The 12,219-nt window shown below is 62.6% G+C and carries 12 protein-coding genes; 1 reads left to right on the top strand and 11 read right to left on the bottom strand.

Annotated features, from left to right (window positions below; genetic code table 11):
- The first annotated feature begins 42 nt into the window (after positions 1-42).
- Entirely contained in the window at positions 43-894 is an 852-nt protein-coding gene (locus ASG68_RS05355) for an amidohydrolase family protein (protein ID WP_062585222.1), read from the top strand.
- Here ASG68_RS05355 and ASG68_RS05350 read toward each other — a convergent pair.
- The 11 genes from ASG68_RS05350 to ASG68_RS05300 form a co-directional block, all read right to left on the bottom strand.
- Positions 891-2,027 carry an extracellular solute-binding protein gene (locus ASG68_RS05350; RefSeq protein WP_062585219.1) on the bottom strand — a complete coding sequence of 379 codons (1,137 nt, stop codon included), beginning with the start codon at positions 2,025-2,027 and terminating at the stop codon, positions 891-893. The two genes, ASG68_RS05355 and ASG68_RS05350, sit on opposite strands and share 4 nt — an antisense overlap.
- On the bottom strand, positions 2,024-3,181 hold the full coding sequence (locus ASG68_RS05345) for a CaiB/BaiF CoA transferase family protein (protein WP_062585217.1): 1,158 nt from the start codon (positions 3,179-3,181) through the stop codon (positions 2,024-2,026). Before ASG68_RS05345 ends, ASG68_RS05350 begins: the two co-directional genes overlap by 4 nt.
- Positions 3,182-3,453: 272 nt before the next feature.
- Entirely contained in the window at positions 3,454-4,365 is a 912-nt protein-coding gene (locus ASG68_RS05340) for an ABC transporter permease (RefSeq protein WP_062585215.1), read from the bottom strand.
- Positions 4,362-5,465: an ABC transporter permease gene (locus ASG68_RS05335; RefSeq protein WP_062585213.1), complete on the bottom strand. Its 1,104-nt coding sequence runs from the start codon at positions 5,463-5,465 to the stop codon at positions 4,362-4,364. Before ASG68_RS05335 ends, ASG68_RS05340 begins: the two co-directional genes overlap by 4 nt.
- Positions 5,462-6,979 carry an ABC transporter ATP-binding protein gene (locus tag ASG68_RS05330; protein WP_062585211.1) on the bottom strand — a complete coding sequence of 506 codons (1,518 nt, stop codon included), beginning with the start codon at positions 6,977-6,979 and terminating at the stop codon, positions 5,462-5,464. The genes ASG68_RS05335 and ASG68_RS05330 overlap by 4 nt, the downstream gene beginning before the upstream one ends.
- A 7-nt stretch (positions 6,980-6,986) precedes the next feature.
- Positions 6,987-8,084 (bottom strand): BMP family ABC transporter substrate-binding protein, encoded by a 1,098-nt coding sequence (locus tag ASG68_RS05325; RefSeq protein ID WP_062585209.1) that lies wholly within the window; start codon positions 8,082-8,084, stop codon positions 6,987-6,989.
- 24 nt (positions 8,085-8,108) lie between these two features.
- The gene (locus ASG68_RS05320; RefSeq protein WP_062585205.1) at positions 8,109-9,482 is read right to left on the bottom strand and encodes an amidohydrolase; all 1,374 of its coding nucleotides are present in this window, start codon (positions 9,480-9,482) and stop codon (positions 8,109-8,111) included.
- Complete coding sequence (locus ASG68_RS05315; RefSeq protein ID WP_062585203.1) at positions 9,479-10,138, bottom strand: glutathione S-transferase family protein; 660 nt, start codon at positions 10,136-10,138, stop codon at positions 9,479-9,481. The genes ASG68_RS05320 and ASG68_RS05315 overlap by 4 nt, the downstream gene beginning before the upstream one ends.
- The gene (locus ASG68_RS05310) at positions 10,138-10,977 is read right to left on the bottom strand and encodes an aromatic ring-hydroxylating oxygenase subunit alpha (protein WP_062585201.1); all 840 of its coding nucleotides are present in this window, start codon (positions 10,975-10,977) and stop codon (positions 10,138-10,140) included. Before ASG68_RS05310 ends, ASG68_RS05315 begins: the two co-directional genes overlap by 1 nt.
- Positions 10,974-11,627, bottom strand: a complete 654-nt coding sequence (locus ASG68_RS05305) for a Rieske (2Fe-2S) protein (RefSeq protein WP_062585198.1) — start codon at positions 11,625-11,627, stop codon at positions 10,974-10,976. The genes ASG68_RS05310 and ASG68_RS05305 overlap by 4 nt, the downstream gene beginning before the upstream one ends.
- Positions 11,628-11,815: 188 nt before the next feature.
- Entirely contained in the window at positions 11,816-12,079 is a 264-nt protein-coding gene (locus ASG68_RS05300) for an acylphosphatase (RefSeq protein WP_062585196.1), read from the bottom strand.
- Positions 12,080-12,219 lie beyond the last annotated feature (140 nt).

Raw genomic sequence — 12,219 nt, 5'->3', positions numbered from 1 at the left:
TTCTTCTGTGCCAGTGTCCGTTCCGTCGCGGGAGGACGGCTCATGATTTTCGATACCCATCTGCATCTCATATACCGGGACCGGCTGTCCTATCCGTGGCTCGCCTCCGTGCCGCCGCTCGACGCCGATTTCACCCATGATCTCTACGCCCGGGAAGCCCGCCGGCTGGGCATTGCCGCGTCGCTGCACATGGAAGTCGATGTCGCCGAAAGTGATATCGAGCGCGAGACAACGACTATCCGCGCGCTGGCGGCGGAGGAGGGCAGTCTGCTTGTCGGCGCGATCGCCGCTTGCCGCCCCGAGGCTTCCGACTTTCCGGCCTATCTCGAGCGTGTTCGCGCCGAGCCGTTCGTGCGCGGTTTCCGCCGCGTGCTTCACGTCATGCCAGACGACCTGTCCGAGGGCGCAACTTTCCGGGAGAACATCCGGCGGCTGGCGGGGACGGGTCTCAACTTTGACCTCTGCGTGCTGCCGCACCAGATCGGCAAGGCGATCGCGCTGGCGGATCTCGCGCCCGATGTTTCCTTCGTCCTCGATCATTGCGGCGTGCCGGATATCAAGGGCGGCGGCTTCGATGTCTGGAAGGGGCCGCTGGCGGAAATTGCGCGCCGGCCGAATGTCACCGTCAAGCTTTCCGGTATTCCCGCCTATGGCGCTGACAACTGGACACTGGAAGTCCTGAAACCTTATTTCGCCCGCGTCGCAGAAGCCTTCGGCTTCGAGCGCATGGTCTGGGGCAGCGACTGGCCGGTTTGCACGCTGGGCGGCGGTCTCTCGACCTGGATCGGGACGACGCATGCGCTCCTGTCAGGGGTGAGCCTGGAGGACAAGGCGCGCGTGCTGTCCGAAAACGCACGGCGCCTCTGGAAGGTGGACATCGGCAAGGGAAGTTAGCGAAAGCTCTTCAGGAAGAGGTCGTTCAGGTCGGCAATGGCCTGTGCCGCCGGCTCACGGCTGGTCACCGCCCGGTTGATCCGTTGGGACGCTTCCTCTTGGAATGGCATGTAGCCGTCATGCCGTGGTCTCAGCCATCCTCCCTCCAGCGCCTTCCGCGTTGCGCGGTAGAAGTCGAGCGTGGCGTCGTTCGCCCCGTCATCTTCCCAGCCTGCTGCATGGCCCGGCTGGCCGCCGGAGCGCCAATATCGGTCCGCCTGCACCGGTCCGCTGGCGATCCAGTAGGCGAAATCCACGGCTGCGTCGCGATTGGCGGAAAAGGCGGAGACGGCGATGCCGGTGCCGCCCAACGCGGAGCCTGTGGGTCCGTTGGTACCGGCGACGGGCATGTCGGAGAATGCGATGCGGTTGCTGCGAAATCCGGCGAGCGAGTAGCTGACATAACCGTAGATCAGCGGCGATACGGTATAGGGTGATCCTTCCCGGCCCATCACGTCGAAGACCGCTATGGGATCCATGCCGAGGCAGGCTGGATCCACCAGCGCGGCGAGTTCACGGATCAGTTCGATGGCTTGAGCCCCGATCTCGGCATCCGCGAAAGGTTGATCCCGATCGACCGAGCAGGGACGGCCGAGATTGCCGCATAGGCTGAAAAAGCACATCAGCGAATGCGGCGGGCGCAATGTCAGAAGCACTTCGCCATTCCTGGCGAGTTGCAGAACATCGTCCCACCGGGTCGGGGCCGAGGGTAGCCGATCTGGCCGCCAGGCCAGCACCTGCGTCGCCGCATCGAGCGGGAATGCCCACTGGCGACCCTGCCAGTTGTAGCTCGGGAAGGATGCGCCGACCGTCCCTTGCGCGAGGGCCGTGAACGCATCGGCGCGGGCGGGTTCGTCCAGCGGTGCGAGGCAGTTTTCGGCGGTGATCTGCCCCACATGCGGATGGTCTATCACGATCAGGTCATAACTGCGCGCCAGTTCCTCGACCGGGAAACTCTCGAAATCCTGCAGCGAGCGCTTGTCCCATTCGACCGAAACCCCCGTGCGCTCCAGCCAGTCCTGCGAACAGGCAACCATGGGGTCATAGCCCCGGGGGTGGCTCCAGGTCATGCCTTTCAGGGTGATCTTGCTCATTGGGCAAACTCCGCGCGAATGCGATCCGTGTGTTCTCCGATGCGCGGCGCCGCCCTTCCGCCTGCCGGGCGCTTGCCGTTGACGCGCACGGGGCAGCGGGTCGTGCCGATCGAGACATCGTCCTCGCGGGTGACGGTTTGCAGCATGTCGAGAATGCGGAATCCTTCGCTCTGAAGCAGGTCCGGCCATTCCAGCACCTTGGAACACCAGATATCGGCGGGCTCCAGGATGGAAAGCCAATGATCGACCGTCGCGGTCGCGATGCGATCCGCGATGATCGCCTTGATCTCATCGCGGTGGGTGAACCATGCCCTGCTGTCATCGCGGTAGGGAGAGAGCGTTTTGATGTCGAGCAGATCCTGAAGCCGGCCGATCGGCGTCATGGCGATGGCGAGATAACCGTCCTTGGCGGGATAGACCCCATAGGGAGCGGACAGATAGGCATGGGCGCTGCGGAAGCCTGAACGCTTCGGCTTGCGGCCGCCATCGTTCAGATGCGTCGTCAGCACTTCGAACTGGAAATCGACCAGGCTTTCGAGAAGGCTCGTCTGGATATGGGCACCCTTGCCGGAAATGCCCCGGCGAACCAGCGCGGCGAGAATCCCCTGACAGGTATTGGCGCCCGCCAGCATGTCGGCAACGGCGAGACCGAAGGGGACCGGTCCCTGCTGCTCATCGCCGTTCAGCCACATCAGGCCAGAGCGCGCCTGCGCCAGCAGGTCCTGGCCGGGACGCATGACCCATGGCCCTTCCTCGCCATAACCGCTGATCGAGGCGTAGACGATGCCGGGATTGATGGTCTTCACGGCTTCATAGTCGAGGCCGAGGCGCTCAATGACGCCGGGCCGGAAATTCTGGATGACGACATCCGCCTTGCCGATCAGCGTGCGGAGAAAGGCGAGATCCTCGGCCTTCTTGAGGTCGATCCCGAGGCTCTCCTTGCCGCGGTTGATCGCGTGAAAAAGGGTGGAGTCGCCACCGACTTCCGTATCACTGAGATAGAGCCGCCGGGAGAGGTCGCCGCCATCGGGCCTTTCGATCTTGATGACCCGCGCACCGAGATCGAGCAGGCGCAGCGAACAATAGGGGCCGGACAGAAACTGACTCAAGTCGATCACGGTCAAGCCGCTCAGCAGCCCATCCTCATCCTGCATTCTATCCTCCCGCAACACTTTCAAAAATTCTTATTTGAATTTATCCTTCATATATGAGGTGAAATTTCATGTTGTCAACATCATGAGACGATTAAGCTTCGAATAGGCATGGCCGCGGAAGCCCTCGTCCCGGAAGGCGACTCCGGGCATGCACGAGCAATCCGATTGGAATGAAGAGTCGGATGAGGCAGCAAATGGCAGGCGTCGACCGGCCGTCCTTTGTCCATCGGCTTCAGCGACAGGGAAGGGAAATATATGCTAAGGGGGCAGCGCTATCGCTCGAACGGCTCGCCCAGAGAAGCGACGCCGTTGAGTTTCAACAGGCGGCGGTCGGCGGAGATGATACCGAGCACGATGATGGTAACGATATAGGGCAGGCTCGACAGGAGCTGCGAGGGTAGGTCGAGGCCGGTTGCCTGGGCGGCAAGGCTCATCAGCGATACCGCACCGAACAGGCAGGCGCCAAGAAAGATGCGGCCGGTCAGCCATGTGCCGAACACCACCAGCGCAATCGCGATCCAGCCGCGGCCGGCGATCATGCCGTCGGCCCAGAGGGGGGTGTAGATGACCGAGGCATAGGCGCCGGCAAAACCCGCCATCATGCCGCCGAAGGCGATGGCCGCGACGCGGACAGTGATGACCGGATAACCGATCGCATGCGCCGCCTTCGGGTTTTCGCCGACGGCGCGGATGACGAGGCCGGTCTTGGTGAAGGCGAAGGTGGCCCATATGGCGAGCGTGGCGAGAAGCGACAGCCAAACGACGATATCCTGCTCGAACAGGCCACCGATGACGGGGATGTCCGAGAGCCCGGGAATGGCGATCTTCGGCAGGCCCTTCACCGTCAGGCTCTCATAGGTCTTGCCGAACAAAGCAGACAGGCCCTGTCCAAGAATTCCGATGGCAAGGCCGGTCGCCACCTGATTGGCACGGAAGCCCAGCGCGACGAAGGCGAAGACGAGGGAGAGCAGGGTGGCGCTGAGGCCGGCGGCGATGAAGGCAAGGAAGTGCCCGCCGCCGTGATAGACGACGATGAAGGCGATGACGGCACCGAGCGCCATCAGCCCCTCGACACCGAGATTGAGCACGCCGGCGCGCTCCGTCACCATTTCGCCAAGGGCTGCAAGCAGGAAAGGCGTGGCGGCCGCCAGCATGCCGGCGAGAATGAACTCGATGGCGTTCATGTCGTGCTCCCCGTTGTGGCCGGTCGGGCTTTATGGGGCCATTCAAGGCGGTAGCGCACGAAGGCGACGGCGATGAGATAGGCGAGCAGCAGGCTACCCTGGAAGACGCGCACTGCAGCAATCGGCAGGTTGGCTGAGACCATGGCATTGTCACCGCCGATATAGATGACCGCCATCACGACGGACGATATGATGATGCCGATTGGATGCAGGGCGCCGAGATAGGCGACGATGATCGCGGCGTAACCGTAGCCGGTGGAGATCGAGCGCTGCAGCTGGCCGAGGGGGCCTGCGACTTCCGCGGCTCCGGCGAGACCTGCCGCAAAACCGCCGATCAGGAGCGACAGCCAGATCGCCCGGCTTTCCTTGAAGCCGGCATAGCCGGCCGCACGCGGAGCGAGGCCGCCGACCTGCAGCTTGTAGCCCATGAAGCTTTTTTCCATGAATACCCATGCGACGATGGAAAGCGCGAGCGCGATCAGGATCGAGACATTTAGCCGCGTGCCGGCAATCAGCGTCGGCACCATGGCGTCGTACTGGAACATGACGGATTGGGGGAAGTTGAAACCGGCGGGGTCTTTCCAAGGCCCGAGCAGCAGGTAATAGAGAAACTGTGCGGCGACGAGGCTCAGCATCAGCGAGACGAGGATTTCGTTGGCGTTGAGCCGCACGCGCCAGAAAGCTGTGATCGAGGCCCAGAGCGCGCCACCGATGGCGCCGAGCAGCAGCATGACCGGCCAGATCCAGCCGCCGGTCGCCTGCGGAAACCAGACGGGAATGGCGGAGGCGAAGATCGCGCCGAGGATAAACTGGCCCTCCGCGCCGATGTTGAAGACTTTCGCGCGGAAACCGATAGCGAGACCCTGCGCGATCAGAAGCAGCGGCCCGGTCTTCAATAGAACTTCCGAAAACGACGCCCAGGAGAGGAAGGGTTCGAGGATCATGGCGTGCAGCACGGCCAGAGGATCGCGGCCCATGATTACATAGAGGATGAGATTGAGCACGATGGCCACGGCGAGCGCGGCCGGTGGCGCGATCAGCGTGGCTTTCAGCGAGGCGCGCTGGCGGCGAACGAGGGTCGGCAGGGCAAACGAACTCATGCGAGGGCTTTCTCGGGTTTCGCCCCGATCATGTAGCGGCCGATCTCTTCCGCCTTGGTGTCGCGGGTGACCAGCGATTCGCTCAAGGTGCCGTGGTACAGGACCTGAATGGTGTCGGAGAGTTCGAACAGCTCTTCCAGCTCCTCTGATATGACGAGGATGGCCATGCCTTCGTTGCGCAATCTGATCAGGCGCTGGCGGATGGCCGAGGCTGCCCCGATATCGACGCCCCATGTCGGCTGCGCCACAAACAAGAGCTTCGGGGCCAGCATGATTTCGCGGCCGACGATGAATTTCTGCAGATTGCCGCCGGAGAGCGCGCCGGCTTCGGCTTCGGGGCCGGGGGTGCGGACGTCATAGTCGCGGATGCAGTCATTGGTAAACGCGGTGGCGCGGGCCTTGTCGACAAGACCGTTTTTCAAAAGCTTCAGTGGATGGGCCGTCAGGAGGCTGTTCATGACCAGCGACATTTCAGGCACCGCGCCGCGGCCAAGCCGGTCTTCCGGCACGAAGGCGAAGCCGAGTTTGCGGCGAGCAGCCGCCGGAAGTTGGCCGACATCCTTGCCCATCATGAAGATGCGGTCGTGCTGCTCGCGTGACAGCACGGTCTCACCGGAAATCAGCCCGGCAAGTTCGCTCTGGCCATTGCCGGAAATGCCGGCGATGCCGAGGATTTCGCCGGCGCGTACGCTGAGGGTTATATCGGAAAGCGGTACGGCGAAGGGGTCGTCCGGCGTATAGGTGAGACCGATGATCTCAAGCTGCTTGTCGCCGCCTGCGGTCTCCACGGCCGGCATCGGCTCCGGCATATCGCGGCCGATCATCATGCGGGCAAGGTCATGGGCATCGTGCTCGCGCGGATCGACATGGCCGGTGACGCGGCCGCCGCGCAGGATGGTGGCGCGGTCGCAGATGGCGCGGATTTCTTCGAGCTTGTGCGAGATGAAGAGAATGGAGACCCCGCCATCGCGCAGGCGACGCAGCGTCTCGAACAGTTTTTCCACGAGTTGCGGCGGCAGCACCGAGGTCGGCTCGTCGAGGATCAGCAGTTTCGGGTTGGTCATCAGGCAGCGGATGATTTCCACCCGCTGGCGCTCGCCGACCGAAAGCGCATGCACCGTGGCGAGCGGATCGACTTCCAACCCGAATTCTCGGCCAAGTGTGCGGATGCGCTCGGCAAGTTCGGCCGGACGGCCCGGCACGACGAGGCGGATATTTTCCACCACCGTCAGGGTCTCGAACAGCGAGAAGTGCTGGAAGACCATGCCGATGCCCCGGCGCCTCGCTTCGGCGGGCGAAGCAAGGTGCAAGGGGCCCCCTTGCCAGACGGCGGTTCCGCCGTCCGGCTGTTCGACGCCGTAGATGAGTTTCATCAGCGTCGATTTGCCCGCCCCGTTTTCCCCGAGGATCGCGTGGATCGAGTTTTCAGCCACATCAAGGTCAATCTCCTGATTGGCCTTGATCGGTCCGTAGCTCTTGGAAATGCCGCGCAGCGACAGGAGCGGGGTGGTCATCGGCGACTTACTTCGGCAGCGGGGTGGCGACACCCTTCACATGCCAGTCCATGGCAATGATATCGGCATCCGCCAGCGTCGCACCGGCAGCAACCCCTTCCGATCCATCCGCCTTGGCGATCGGGCCGGTGAACGGCGAGAAGCTGCCGTCGGCGATCTTGGCCTCGGCCTCCTTGATCTTCGTCATGGTCTCGGCCGGGATGGCCGGGTTCCAGTCGACGACCTCGACCACCTTGTCGGCAACGCCGAGGAACGCGTTCGCACCCTTGAAGCTGCCAGCGAGATGCGCATCGACCGAAGCCTTGAAGAAGGGCGACCAATCGGTGGACACGCAGCCGAGATAGGTCTTTTCAGCATATTTCTTCATCGAGGAATTGAGGTTGAAGGCATAGACGCCGGCTTCCTCGCACGCAGAGATGACCGAAGGTGTGTCCTGCGCGTTGGAGAAGATCACGTCGCATTGCTGGGCGATCAGGGCCTTGGCGGCTTCCTGCTCCTTCGCCGGGTCGAACCAGGAATTGACCCAGACAACCGAGACTTCGATGTTCGGGTTGACGGTCTGGGCGCCGAGCGTAAACGCGTTGATCGAGGTGATCAGTTCCGGAATGGCGAAAGCCGAGACGGAGCCGAGCTTGCCGGTCTTGGAAAGAGCGGCTGCGGCCATGCCGAGCAGATAGGTGCCCTGGAAATACTTGGCGGCGAAGGGCGAGAAGTTCGGCGCGACCTGGAAGCCGGACGCGTGCAGAACCGTGACACTCGGGTCGCGGCGGGCGATCTGCAGGGCGCCGTTCTGGTAGCCGAAGGAGCCGGCGATCAGGACCTTGTTCCCGTCGGCGACGGTCTTGTTCATGATGCGGTCGGCATCCGGGCCTTCCGCGATATTTTCGAGAATGGTGACTTTCACCTTGTCGCCATAGGCGGCCTTGATCGGCTCGAGGCCAGCCGCAAGAGCGTGGCCCCAACCGACATCGCCGATCGGCGAGGGGACGACGAGGGCAATGCCGAGCGGTTCGTCGGCGGCAAAGGCCATGCGGCCACCGAGCGCGCCGGCGAGACCGGTGGCGGCTGCGGCCTTCATCAATGTTCTGCGGGTAATGTTGGTCATGGTTTCAGTTCCCTTTGTTGGTTTTTATGAGAATTTCACGGTGGCAAGCGCGGCTTCGGCGTCCGCGGCAAGCTTAGCTTCGTCAAGGCCCGGAAACGCGCCGTCCTGCCAGACGATGCGGCCGTTGATCATGGTCATGTCGGTTGCCATGCCGATGCCGACGCGCGGAATGAGGCTCAGGGGATCGTGCCGGGTGCCGACATAATCCATGCGGCGGGTGTCGATGGCAAAGAGGTCGGCGGCCATGCCGGGTGCAAGGCGGCCGATATCGGTGCGGCCGAGCAGGCTTGCGCCGCCTGTCGTGCCGTAGCCGAGGAAATCGACCGGCGGCGGAACCGGGTGGCTGCGGCTGGAGGCGACGAGGCATTGCAGCATGTAGGCCGAATGCAGGCAGTGCATCAGGTTGGAATTGTCATTGGAGGCCGCGCCATCGCAGCCGAGACCGACGCGGACGCCGAGCGCGGCCATGGCCGGAATATCGGTGACTTCGGCGCCGACGAGATAGACGGGTTCCGGGCAGTGGGCGACACCCGTGCCGCTCGCCGCCATCGTCCTCAGCTCGTCATGGGTCAGTTCCCAGCAATGGGCGTAGAAGGCGTCCGGGCCGGCAAAGCCGAGGTCTTCAAGGTAATCGACGGTGCGCTTGCCGTGGCGGGCGAGGATGACCGGGCTTTCGCCTTCGCCGACATGGGTGTGCATCAAGACGCCCTTGTCGCGGGCAAGCGCCACCGATTCCACGAAGGTTTCGCGGTAGCAGTTCACCGGCTGGCACGGTGCGACCACGACCTGGCGCATGCTGAAGGGGCTGGTGTCGTGATAGGTGTCGATCAGACGGGCGCAATCGGCGATGAATTCGTTCGTCGTTTCCAGCATCTCGTCGGGAATGGTGGACCCTTCCGACTTCGGCAGCGTGTTGCCGCCGCGGCCGGCGTGGAAGCGCATGCCCAGGAGATCAGCCGCTTCGAACTGACGGTCGATCAGCCGTTTTCCGGCATGGCGCGGGAAGTTATACTGATGATCGAAGGCGGTGGTGCAACCGTGCTTGATCTGCTCGGCCATGGCGGTGACCGAGGAATGATAAAAGCATTCCTCGTTGAGCTGCGAGAAGATCGGATAGATCTTGTCCAGCCACTCGATGACCGACAGCTTGGTCCAGTCGAGATCGGCGCGGTTACGCACGAAGCACTGGAAGAAGTGGTGGTGGGTGTTGACGAGGCCGGGATAGACGAACCAGCCGGTGGCATCCTGAACCGTGACGCCCGCCGGGGCGACGAGGTTTTCGCCGATCGCCTTGATGGCCGGACCATCGGTCAGGAGGTCGACATCGCGCTTGACGATCGGACCCTTGCCCTCATCGACGACCACGGCCGCGCAGTTTTTCAGGAGGTATCCGCTCATGCCTTGCTTTCCTCGACCGTGGGCTCGGGCTTCAGTTCATGCAGCCGGTGAATACCCGGCATTTCGACGAAGCCATGGAGCGAGCGTAGCGCTCGCGACCAGAGACGGATCGCCGGGTAAGGATCAAGCGAAACCCCGCCATCCGGCGCCAGCGCCACATAGGGAAAGCAGGCGATGTCGGCGACGGTCGGCCGGTCTGCCGCAAGGAAGCGTTGGCCGCGCAGGTTCTGTTCGACAAGCCCGGCTTCGAGTTCGCGAAGGGCAGCGATGCCCTGGGCCTGCAGCGCATCGATATCACCGGTACGCAGTAGCATTTCGTGCAGCCGCGCGCCGCCGAGATTTGCCGTCAGGCGGCCGGAGAAGGACAGCCATTGCTGTACCCGCGCGGCTTCTTCGGGCTTGGTGCCGGCGAGCCATTCAGGGGCGGCCTGTGCCGCGAGATAGACGAGGATCGCCGAGGATTCGGTGAGGATCAGGTCGCCGTCTTCGATGATCGGGATCGAGCCTGCCGGGTTGAGCGCCAGAAGCGCTAGGCCGCGATGCTCAAGGCCGGGATGGAAATCAACGGGGCGGAGTTCGAGCTTCACGCCGGTCAGCGCCGCCATCAGGCGAACCTTGTAGCAGCTGGGCGAGAGGATGTAGTCGTAGAGCTTCATTATTGGGCCACCAGCTGCGCGCCATAGGTATAGTTGTGGCGCTTCAGCCAGCGACGATAGGCAATCGAGGTCATGTCCGCCCGTGTGGGGATTTCCATGCCGGGATCGAGCGGCAGGAGGCGCGGGATCTGGTTTTCCAGGATCGAGCGGTCCTGCAGGAAGATCGTCTGCTGGAAATGGATGAGATCGGTCATCGACGTCTCGTCATCGAACAGCGCCATCCACGGCCAGACATCGCAAAGCTCTTCCGTCAGCGGCTGGACGAACAGCGTGATCACATCCCATTCGGTGGGGCGCGGCGGGCAGGTCTTGTAGAGAACCGTGCAGGTCGGGGCGGCGACGCGGTACATGTATTCCGTGGTGATGCCGCCACTTGCGGATTTCGCTGCCTGCGGCTGGTAGAACTTCACCTGCGTCGCCCAGACTTCATCCACATCCTCGCGGATTTCCACCTTGTAGTTCTGCACCTCTGTATGCGGCTCGGCACCGAGGATATCGGTATGCACGAAGGGGAAATGGGCGATATCGAGGAAGTTTTCGACGGCGCGCAGCGGCGAGCAGCGCACGCGGACAACGCCGACATCGACGAAGCGGCGGCCGGGCTGATCTGCCTCGGGGATCGGGAAAAGGTCTTTCTTCGGTTCGCCGAGCGAGGTCCAGACATGGCCGTAGCGCACCTTGACCGGAAGCGAACGGCCATTGCGCCCCGTCACCCTGGCATTGCCATCCTTTGTCACAACAATCGGCTCGCCCATCAGCATGGTGTTGCGGCCCGCTTCATCAAGCTGGGCGAAGATGCCCACCGGATACCATTCGTCGATCATCGCCTGAATGCTCATGCTGCGATCCCCTTCTTCTGAAGATCCTCTGCCGCCCGGCGCAGGCTTTCCGCAACGCGCGACGCGGCAATGCGGCTGTCAGCGGTTGTTTCGCCCTTGAGCAGCACATGGATCAGTGTCTGCCCATCATCACGGGCAGACAAGAGAAGACAGAGAGTGTCGGCATTTTCCGCCGGCACGACAAGCCCTTCGGCGGTTGCTTTTGCGCCTGCTGCGGCCTCAATGGCAGCAATACCGGCGCTGGTCGTCATCGAACGCAGCGGCATCAGGCCTTCAAGGACAGGCGGTGTCGTTGCAGCTTCATCGGTGGCCACCCAGATCACGCCGCCAGCTTCTTCGACGGCAAAGGTCTTGGCACGGATCGCTTCCGGCGGTTCCAGGCCGGGATGGGCGGGAATGCGAACGCATTTCCCGCTCCGGGCGTAGCTCCAGCCATGATAGATGCAGGACAGGTTTTCGCCGCGCACGAAACCGTGCGACAGGCTCATGCCTCGATGGGGACAGCGATCAGCGGATGCGGAGAGGCGCCCGCTTTCGCTGCGCCAGAGGGCAATCGAACCGGCAGGAATACGCGCCGGAATAACGGTTCCCACCGGCAGATCGGCGGAAAGCGCGACTGGCGTCCAAGGGCCGGTCGTAAGGGTATGCATGGGTAAGCTCTCTGAACAATTTCAACGTTTTGCCGGTTAAAGATGGGCCACCTGAAGTGTTGTCCGTCTGTTCAGCGGCTTCAACGTTTGCATAAAAAATCCGCAATGGCAAGAATGATTAAATAAGATGCGACGGGTGTTTTTCATGACGGTTCGCGTCCACCGTGCAGCTGCGCTTTTGGTGCATTTCAACCATCCCCGGTCACCAGAGATTTCCGTTCGATCGCATCGACCCAGACGTCGATCGGGCCAAGCGAGCAGCCCATCTCCATCATATCGATCAATTCCTCCGGGCCGTCGAGTTCAAGCTCGATACGCTCGGCGTCAGCATGGGAAATCGCCTGCGACAGCCCGAGCTTTGCCGCGTGACGATTGATCCATGGAAGAAAGGTGGTCGTGTCGAGTTCGCCCAAAATCGTCATCCGTTCCCGGTTCTGGTTTTCCTTCACCATCAAGGCCTCTCGTCCTTCCGCTGGGTTGGTCTGCTTTTGAGCGCACGCAATGCTGCCGTCAATCATGGTTTTGCTGCGGACATAAGCGGCAGCAACATTTCGCGACAAGCCAAGAATAACATCCTTGACAAAGTTTGCGT

This window comes from Rhizobium sp. Leaf453 (assembly GCF_001425605.1).
In the GTDB taxonomy this organism is placed as follows: domain Bacteria; phylum Pseudomonadota; class Alphaproteobacteria; order Rhizobiales; family Rhizobiaceae; genus Pararhizobium.
This window is presented reverse-complemented; position numbering and strand designations above follow the sequence as displayed.

Bases quoted from the DNA above. Each gene is read 5' to 3' on its own strand.
- ASG68_RS05355 (WP_062585222.1), top strand. From the start codon at position 43: ATGATTTTCGATACCCATCTGCATCTCATATACCGGGACCGGCTGTCC.
- ASG68_RS05350 (WP_062585219.1), bottom strand. From the start codon at position 2,027: ATGAGCAAGATCACCCTGAAAGGCATGACCTGGAGCCACCCCCGGGGC.
- ASG68_RS05345 (WP_062585217.1), bottom strand. From the start codon at position 3,181: ATGCAGGATGAGGATGGGCTGCTGAGCGGCTTGACCGTGATCGACTTG.
- ASG68_RS05340 (WP_062585215.1), bottom strand. From the start codon at position 4,365: ATGAACGCCATCGAGTTCATTCTCGCCGGCATGCTGGCGGCCGCCACG.
- ASG68_RS05335 (WP_062585213.1), bottom strand. From the start codon at position 5,465: ATGAGTTCGTTTGCCCTGCCGACCCTCGTTCGCCGCCAGCGCGCCTCG.
- ASG68_RS05330 (WP_062585211.1), bottom strand. From the start codon at position 6,979: ATGACCACCCCGCTCCTGTCGCTGCGCGGCATTTCCAAGAGCTACGGA.
- ASG68_RS05325 (WP_062585209.1), bottom strand. From the start codon at position 8,084: ATGACCAACATTACCCGCAGAACATTGATGAAGGCCGCAGCCGCCACC.
- ASG68_RS05320 (WP_062585205.1), bottom strand. From the start codon at position 9,482: ATGAGCGGATACCTCCTGAAAAACTGCGCGGCCGTGGTCGTCGATGAG.
- ASG68_RS05315 (WP_062585203.1), bottom strand. From the start codon at position 10,138: ATGAAGCTCTACGACTACATCCTCTCGCCCAGCTGCTACAAGGTTCGC.
- ASG68_RS05310 (WP_062585201.1), bottom strand. From the start codon at position 10,977: ATGAGCATTCAGGCGATGATCGACGAATGGTATCCGGTGGGCATCTTC.
- ASG68_RS05305 (WP_062585198.1), bottom strand. From the start codon at position 11,627: ATGCATACCCTTACGACCGGCCCTTGGACGCCAGTCGCGCTTTCCGCC.
- ASG68_RS05300 (WP_062585196.1), bottom strand. From the start codon at position 12,079: ATGGTGAAGGAAAACCAGAACCGGGAACGGATGACGATTTTGGGCGAA.